General features: G+C 39.4%; 6 protein-coding genes. All 6 read right to left on the bottom strand.

The annotated features are described in order from the left end of the window. Positions 1-148 precede the first annotated feature (148 nt). The gene (locus tag AC805_RS14880) at positions 149-1,048 is read right to left on the bottom strand and encodes a transketolase family protein (protein ID WP_055076149.1); all 900 of its coding nucleotides are present in this window, start codon (positions 1,046-1,048) and stop codon (positions 149-151) included. Between the two features lie 14 nt (positions 1,049-1,062). Then, positions 1,063-1,857, bottom strand: a complete 795-nt coding sequence (locus AC805_RS14875) for a transketolase (protein ID WP_055076148.1) — start codon at positions 1,855-1,857, stop codon at positions 1,063-1,065. Positions 1,858-2,142: 285 nt separating this feature from the next. Continuing rightward, a complete protein-coding gene (locus AC805_RS14870) occupies positions 2,143-3,189 on the bottom strand; it encodes an NAD-dependent epimerase/dehydratase family protein (protein ID WP_055076147.1) in 1,047 nt (348 codons plus the stop codon). After that, entirely contained in the window at positions 3,182-4,546 is a 1,365-nt protein-coding gene (gene rfbH, locus AC805_RS14865) for a lipopolysaccharide biosynthesis protein RfbH (protein WP_055076146.1), read from the bottom strand. Before rfbH ends, AC805_RS14870 begins: the two co-directional genes overlap by 8 nt. A gap of 19 nt (positions 4,547-4,565) precedes the next feature. After that, positions 4,566-5,564, bottom strand: coding sequence for a GDP-mannose 4,6-dehydratase (locus tag AC805_RS14860; protein ID WP_055076145.1), 999 nt, complete (start codon positions 5,562-5,564; stop codon positions 4,566-4,568). Then, positions 5,561-6,337 (bottom strand): glucose-1-phosphate cytidylyltransferase, encoded by a 777-nt coding sequence (gene rfbF / locus AC805_RS14855; RefSeq protein ID WP_055076144.1) that lies wholly within the window; start codon positions 6,335-6,337, stop codon positions 5,561-5,563. The genes AC805_RS14860 and rfbF overlap by 4 nt, the downstream gene beginning before the upstream one ends. Positions 6,338-6,528: the final 191 nt, after the last annotated feature.

Genomic DNA, 6,528 nt, shown 5'->3' with positions numbered 1-6,528 from the left:
TGGCGACAGCTATACTTACTAATTTTGGTCACGTTCAATTACTTATATCTGCCGTCAAATTTATCAGAAAAAAACAAAAAAGATGGTTGCTGCGCTCTGCGCGGCAACCATCTTTTTTGTTTTTTTGTCCTAACAAGACTAGCCGCAGCTATAAATGTTGGATTGTATTCAGAATAGAATCGACATCTAAATTATGTTCTTGGATAAGATACTGATAGCTTCCACAAAACTTTGCAAATCTATCTTTAATACCAATTCTATAAACTCTAGTAGGAGAATATTCTGACACTATTTCAGCGATCGCCGATCCTAGTCCTCCATAGATGGAATGTTCTTCTAAGGTAACTAAAATTTCATGGGATTGCGCGATCGCTATAACTTGTGCGATCGCCAATGGCTTAATACATGGCGCACTCCAAACAGCAACTTTATCAAACCTTTCACTAGCCATGATTGCCGTCGATACCATTGACCCCGTTGCTATAAAACACATTTTGTAAGTTCCATCTCTGATGTGGCAAAGTTCTCCAACTTGAAAATTAGGTAATGAACTATGAATTTGCGGTAAATCGGCTTTACCCATACGAATATAGGAGGGTTGTAGCGATCGCAAAGCTAAATTCATGCATTGTTCCATTTCATAGCGATCGCATGGAGAAAAAATATTGATATAGGGAATTGCTCGTAGTACCGCCATATCTTCGGTACTTTGGTGGCTAGAGCCAAGCGTGCTATAGACTACACCTGCCCCATCGCCAATAAATACTACGGGTAACTGCTCGTAACAAATATCTAGCTTAATTTGTTCCAATACGCGGATCGGGATAAAAGCACTTAAACCATATACAAAGGGTTTAAAGCCTCCCTTGGCTAAACCTGCGGCGACACCGACCATATTTTGTTCGGCGACCCCAGCATTTATATATTGCTCAGGACAAGCTTTGCGAAATTCATCAAACAGGGCATAACCGTGATCTCCCGTCAGTAAAACGATCCGATCATCGGATTTGGCAGCAGCAATTAAAGCTCTTGAAAAAGCATTTCTCATGGCAATAGATATCTTTAAGACTGAAGTTCGGCGATCGCTAATTTATAGGTCTCATCATTCAGCCTTGTATAGTGCCAAATATTATTGTTTTCCATAAATGACACACCTTTACCTTTAATCGTATGGGCAACGATCGCTCTAGGCGACTTTGAATCGAGCCCCATTAATTCATGAATTGTCCGATCCAGTGCTAATTCATCATGTCCATTGACTTCTCTGGTTTCAAAGCCAAATGCTTGCAATTTATCAACAATATTCCCCAGTCGCATAACTTCATCAGTTGCGCCCATAGCTTGATAACCATTTTTATCAACAATAACTAATAGATTGGATAACTCGAAATGGGCAGCAAAGAGTAACGCTTCCCATATTGCCCCTTCATTAATCTCGCCATCCCCAACGATCGCAAAACAGCGTTGACTGGTGCGATTTTTCTTAGCCGCTAAAGCTAATCCTACCCCCACAGATAGGCCATGTCCCAAGGAACCAGAACTAACCTCAAGCCCTTTAATATGTACATCGGACAATCCCTTCAAGATCGTGCCATCACGAGCATAATCTTGAATATCTCTATCCGTTAACCAACCTAGCTCATACATACAGGCATACTGCGCCATAACACCATGCCCTTTACTCAAAACCAGATAATCTCGCAGTGGTAGATCTGGCTCATGATTCGGGATATGAAGATGCGATCGGTATAGCACAGCCAGAATTTCTACTATCGAAAAGGCACAGCCAATATGTACCGTCGAACCAGCATAAGCCATTTTCAGAATCGTTTGCCGTAGCTTTTTAGGATCAAACATACATTATGAATTATTCCAATTTTTTCAATTGCAAATTGACAATTCAATTTCCTTCCCATGATAACTAATACCAATTCTCAAAATGGCGTTGCCATTTTGAGAATCTCAAAACCTTACTGGGTTTGGTGTTTAATTCACAAAAGTGTTGTCACACTTTCGTGAATTGGTATAATACGAAAACACAAAATGGCGTAGCTATTTTGTGTTTTCAAAAACCTTAATGGGGTTGCTTTTTAATTCACTGAAGTGTTGACTCACTTCAGTGAATTGGTATTACTTAGATGGCTACAAAAAACTAAGAATAGTTCTTCTAAAACCATCTTCAATTGATGTCTTTGGCTGCCATCCTAAAGCAACCAGCTTAGTAATATCGGGACAACTTCTCGAAACATTACTTTTGATATATCCACCATCATTAGCAGGACAATCCTTAACTATCTTTAAATTTTTATCAGGGAATAAAGTAGTGAGTCGATTAGCTAAATCCATAATACTAATCTCACAAAGATCATTACCAACGTTATAAGCCTGTCCGTTTTCACCGTTAAGTAACACTGTAAAAAAGCCCATAGTAGCATCCGCTATATAACAAAAAGCCCTAGTTGCCATACCATCACTTTTAATGTGAATATCGCGATTACTTAATATATCCGCAACAAAATCGGCATAAACTCTGCCATCATTTAAACTCATACCAAAGCCGTAGGTATGAAATGGTCTTACAATTTTAGTGGACAGTCCATATTGACTAAACCAAGACAAACACATCGTTTCCCCCATTCTCTTGCTCTCAGCATAACAAGACCTTAAATGTAGAGGATCTAAATATCCATATCGATCCTCTTGAGTGGGAATTTGTGAAGAAACAACTTGACCATATACTTCACAACTACTAAAAAACAAAAAACTTTTTAACGGGTTCTTGCCAGCTAAAGTTAGAAGATTATGAGTCCCCAAAATATTGGCATTTAGCGTACCAACTGGATCGATCCCATAGTACTTAGGACTAGCTTGGCAGGCAGCATGAATAATGTAATCAATGTTATCTGTGCAATCGATCGGACTACATACATCTTGGACTAAAAGCCTAAAATCCTTTCTATCTTGATAGTTTGCAAATCTACTTAGGGCTTTTTCTTTATTTCTAACAAGTCCAATAACTTCTATATTTAGCCCTCTGACTTTGTTTAAATACATCAGAGTATCTACCATATAGGCAGGCAAAAAACCACTAGCTCCCGAAATTAAAACAGTCGAGTCTTTAAATTTTTCCCACGGTAGATCGGTAGAAATGATATTTTTTAAATCCTCTTCAATAATCTTTTTATTCATTGACTGAATTCCCAATAAACTCGCGAATAGTTGAAGCCATATAAATCAACATTTCTTCATTTAGTCTAGGAAAAACTCCTAACCAAAAAGACTTTTCCATTACCCGATCAGTATTATGCAAATCACCAATGACTCTATAAAACAAGTCTTTGTAAGCAGGCTGTTTAACTAGATTACCAGCAAATAAAAGTCGCGTTCCAATCTTTTTTTGCTCTAAGTACTTTACTAATTCATTACGCGTAAAGGGAGCAGTTTCTTTGACTAAAACAAGAAAACCAAACCAACTAGGCTCAGAACCAATTGTTGGCTCAGGCATGATCAAAAAATCCCGCAAATCCCATAACTGTTGCTTCAGAAAATCAAAATTTTCTCTTCGCTTAGCAATAAAACTAGGTAGCTTATCCAATTGAGCAATACCAATAGCGGCTTGCATATCCGTCATTTTGAGATTAAAGCCAATATGGGAATAGGTATATTTATGATCGTAGCCAAAGGGTAAATCCCCCATTTGCCATTCAAAGCGTTTATTGCAGGTATTATCGCGTCCAGGGGCGCACCAGCAGTCTCGCCCCCAATCGCGGAGAGACTCAACTATCTTTTTGAGTAAGGGATCGCTTGTTAACACCGCGCCACCTTCCCCCATAGTCATGTGATGGGCTGGATAAAAGCTCACGGTTGATAAATGCCCGAAAGTTCCCGTTTTCTGTCCTTGATACAGAGAACCCACCGCATCACAGTTATCTTCGATTAACCATAGGTTGTGTTTTTGAGCAAACCCCACCACCGCCTCAATATCGAAGGGATTACCCAAAGTATGAGCAATCATGATTGCCCTAGTTTTCGATGACAATGCTGATGCTAATTGTGCTACATCAATCTGATAGGTAGATAGCTGAATATCCACAAAGACGGGAATTAGCTGATTTTGAAAGATAGGGTTAACAGTTGTGGGAAATCCTGCGGCAACAGTAATGACTTCATCGCCAGACTGCAATCGCCTATCTCCTAATTTGGGGGAGGTAAGCGCCGTCAGCGCTAGTAAATTTGCCGAAGAGCCAGAGTTCACAAGCAGGCAATATTTTACCCCCATCCACTCCGCAAAGCGCTTTTCAAATTCTGCAGCATAGCGTCCAGTTGTCAACCAGAAATCGAGGGATGCATCAACTAGATTTAAAAGCTCTGCTTCGTCAAAGACTTTACCTGAGACGGGCAAGTAAGTTTCCCCAGCTGTAAATTTTTTTTCTGGAAATTTATGCTGATAGTAGTTTCTAACAGCTTTAAAAACTTGTAATCGCAAATCTTGTTCTTGTGGATCAAAATCATTGCTAATTTCAGTATGGGAATTTGCATTGTTCATTCTTTAATTTCCGTACTGCTTATGCTTGCCGATCGCTTGATGACTTTGAAGCTAAAAAATCTGTATACCAAGCGATCGCCTCTTTTAAGCCTTCTTCCAATGAATAAACTGGACTCCAGTTCAAAATTTGTCTTGCTTTCGCTGCCGACAAATATTGATGTTCGATCTCATTGTGAGCTTGGTTTAAAATCGTGGGCTGTAGGTGTTCTTTGTCCATCAAGGTCAGGATTTTACGCACAATTTCTAAGACAGAGATTTGGATCTCATTGCTAAAATTAAATGCTTCACCTAAAATTTCAGGTCGATCCATTTGTTCTGCTAGATGGAGATAGGCAAACACCCCATCTCTGACATAAAAATAGTCTCGAATATAGCTGCCGTCACTACGAATAACGACTGGGCGATCTCTTAATGTCGAACAAATAGTGTCAGGGACAATACGATTAAAGTTAAGGTCGCCTCCGCCATAAAAGTTACCACAGCGCGTAACACAAACGGGCAGATGATAACTTTTGTAATAAGCATGACAGATTAGATCGGCACAGCTTTTTGATACATCATAGGGATGCTCGCCCCTCAAAGGATTATTCTCTGAATAGGGCATAAATTCTTGATAGCCATAGGCTTTATCGCTAGAAGCGACTATAATTCGCCCAACCTTACCAACTCGACGACAGGCTTCTAGCACGTTCCAAGTACCTTTGATATTTGACTCAAAGGTTGATAGGGGTTCGCGATTAGCGACTCCCACAATAGTTTGTGCAGCCAAGTGGATCACAGTTTCTACTTCGTACTCGTTGACGATCCGTTCCAAGATAGATAGATCCTCAACCCTTCCATAAACAGTCACAATTTTCTTTTCTAGTCCCATTTGAAACAGTCTTGATTGTGGAGTCCAATCTCTGACTAGTCCAACTACTTTTGCCCCACGTTCGACCAGTTCTTGAGTCATCCAACTGCCTAATAGTCCAGTACAACCTGTAATGAAGACAGAACGGTTTTGCCAAAAATTATTCATGGCCAAACTTTCCAAGGCGCATTTTTACTTTCCCACAACTCATTTAAGTATTTATATTCTCGATAGGTATCCATTGCATAAAAGAAGCCATGATGTCGATAGACCATCAGTTGTCCGTCCTTCGCAAGCTTTTGTAATGGCTCTTGCTCTAAAATACAGTCGTCTCCCCCTAAATAATTAAAGATTTGGCGATTAAACACAAAAAAGCCTACACTTGCCCAGCTATCAGTTTGAGGTTTTTCCGTAAAGTCTACAACCTCTTCGCGATCGCTAATATTGAGAACTCCAAATCGCGAGAATGGACGCACAGCCGTCACCGTAGCAATTTTTCCATGGCTTCTATGAAATTCAATCAAGGACGAAATGTCAATATTTGCCACTCCATCGCCGTAGCTAACCATAAATATCTCGTCATCAATATATTTACTAACCTGCTTTAATCTACCTCCCGTCATTGTCTCTAAACCAGTATTGGCAAGGGTCACTGTGAAGTCCTGCTCACCATGCATATTATGATATTGAACTTGATTCCCCTTACCCAAACGTATTGTAAAGTCATTATTCATTGCTTCGTAATTCAAGAAATATTCTTTGATATTGCTGCCTTTATAGCCAAGACACAAGACAAAATCATTTATTCCATAATGGGCAAAAATTTTCATAATATGCCAAAGAATTGGTCTTCCACCAACTTCAACTAAGGGCTTAGGACGATATTCTGTTTCCTCTCGCAATCTCGTCCCTTGCCCACCACAAAATAATACGACTTTCATTTAGATCTTCTCCATAAAATCAAATGTATGTAAAGGCATAAACGGGTTAATCGGCTAAAATATCTTAAGAATCTTAAGATCAACAAAGATGAAACAATAGCAAATCCAGTCATTCTATAATTCTTGCTTCCCTCAGATAATTCAACTAATTCAGCATCAATCGATTGCGCATAATTACCTCAGCATAATTA

This window comes from Pseudanabaena sp. 'Roaring Creek' (assembly GCF_001402795.1).
Lineage (GTDB): Bacteria > Cyanobacteriota > Cyanobacteriia > Pseudanabaenales > Pseudanabaenaceae > Pseudanabaena.
The sequence above is the reverse complement of the archived record's forward strand: the minus strand, read 5'-3'. Positions and strand labels throughout refer to the sequence as shown.